The following is a 1,771-nucleotide window of genomic DNA, read 5'->3' as shown; positions in this document are numbered from 1 at the left end:
TAGTTCAAAGAAATAAAACCGATGTAGTGCGAGAGTTTATTCGGTCTCTCCCTGATTATCAAGACCCCGAATCTCAAGCCACTGACGGAACCGGCGGAGGTGCTCCCAACGAGGACTCCCGGGCATAGCATCTTTCCCATGGGCGGTGAGATACTGCTCTATCAGGTCATTCGCCCCGTTGATTTTGTAATTTAGTTCCCGTAATTCTTGCGAGCCGGTCTTTTGGCCGGTTTCGTTTTGCCAATACAGCTCGTCTGGTAGTGCCAGCTGATGGCCGATGTCTAGCAATCGCTCATAATGTAATTCCGAACTGCTACCCAAGTACTTGTTTCGGAGTCGTCCGTTAACCCGACGCTGGACTTTCCAGTACGAATCTTGATGCTTATAAGCAGTGTATGAGACGTCTGTCCCATGCTTAAACCGGAATTTGAAATTAGTTTTGAGCCAGCCATGCCAATCAGACCCCATCATTGTGGAAGCATTGGCAGGAACTTCAATACTCCATTGCCCGCTCATGCAATGAAGTACTCCATTGGTCACTGTGCTAGTACTAGTTCTCTTCATGGCCAATACGTTTGTATTGTAAGACTTGTGTAAGACTACATTAGCATAATTATGTAAGACTCGTGTAAGACTATATAGGATGGTATCCCGATATAAGCCAACCAAAAAATAACTGACAAGCTGTAAATGTAATAATTTGAATCATAAAGGAACTTGTACCATGCCCTTACCAAGTAATTTCAATAGAGTAGAGCATTTTATATCCGTAGTCACAAAGATTCATAACCAAGTCGTGAAAGCTCATTTTGGGAGTGAAGTAAGTGAAAATATATCAGAGCCTCATTCGAGCTTCGTCCTAGCTTGTAAAATTCACAAAGATGACCCCGTCCTAGTAATACTGGGGAGAATGTTATTATTTGTTTTTTATACGAATTATATCCACACGTTAATGCCAGCAATGTATGGCTGGCCAGTAGAGGACTATGAGAAAGTAAAGACATATAAAAACATTCAAGTCAAGTTGTTCTTTTCTCAGTTAACTATTGATGATAGAACAAAAAGACCTTTATGGAAATATAATTCACAAATTACTTTCAGATTAGTAGATGAAACGACCGAAACCTTTACAGAGGCAAAAGCTAAAGCATTAGCTGAGAAAATTTACAAGACCCTAGTTAATCCACAAATGCACTGGAACAAAGGGAAAATTCGAGTAAGCTACAACGATGACCAAGGGTATCGGTTCTCCCTTGATTGTAAGGATGAAGCGGAAGGTAAACGAGTTATGAGACAAATCATGTCTATCCAAGGTCACACAATGGAAGAAGGGAAGACTAGAGTATCCAAAATTGATGGGGGTTTCCCTAATAATCCAGGTACCCATAAAGTTTATGGTAAGATTACCAAGAAGGTCTCACAACGTCCTGAGGTCAAAGTAGAGTTTACTCATGCTGTTGCCCTTGTCTGGTCTAAAGGTGAACCAGTAGGTTTAGTCGGTCCAAGACATAAACTAAGGTCTGCTTTTTTTCGTTTTTGATTCAAGTCCAGAAAAATTAATTACTATTTATATATTAAAAATCTGGACAAACTAAAGCAAACAAATCTGACATCAAAAAGAGTACAAAAGACAAGACAAAATTTCCCGAATAGCTAAAAGGAGGAGGGACACTACAATATAGGCATGAGAAATTCAGCTGATGTCAAATGCACATCAACTTATATTCATAATTGTCAGATATTTACTTGTGAATTAGGAGGAAGATGAGTT

The 1,771-nt window shown here is 39.8% G+C and carries 2 protein-coding genes; one reads left to right on the top strand and one right to left on the bottom strand.

Annotated features, from left to right (window positions below; genetic code table 11):
- Positions 1-36: 36 nt before the first annotated feature.
- Positions 37-564, bottom strand: a complete 528-nt coding sequence (locus tag F6K38_RS41085) for a hypothetical protein (RefSeq protein ID WP_287263998.1) — start codon at positions 562-564, stop codon at positions 37-39.
- Positions 565-952: 388 nt separating this feature from the next.
- Between F6K38_RS41085 and F6K38_RS41080 the strand changes: the two genes are divergently transcribed.
- The gene (locus F6K38_RS41080; protein WP_287360584.1) at positions 953-1,540 is read left to right on the top strand and encodes a hypothetical protein; all 588 of its coding nucleotides are present in this window, start codon (positions 953-955) and stop codon (positions 1,538-1,540) included.
- The last annotated feature ends 231 nt before the right edge of the window (positions 1,541-1,771 follow it).

This window comes from Moorena sp. SIO3B2 (assembly GCF_010692525.1).
Taxonomy (GTDB): domain Bacteria; phylum Cyanobacteriota; class Cyanobacteriia; order Cyanobacteriales; family Coleofasciculaceae; genus Moorena; species Moorena producens.
This window is presented reverse-complemented; position numbering and strand designations above follow the sequence as displayed.

What these genes read in the sequence shown, in the direction of transcription:
- F6K38_RS41080 (WP_287360584.1), top strand. Translation starts at nt 953, where the DNA reads ATGCCAGCAATGTATGGCTGGCCAGTAGAGGACTATGAGAAAGTAAAG.
- F6K38_RS41085 (WP_287263998.1), bottom strand. Translation starts at nt 564, where the DNA reads ATGAAGAGAACTAGTACTAGCACAGTGACCAATGGAGTACTTCATTGC.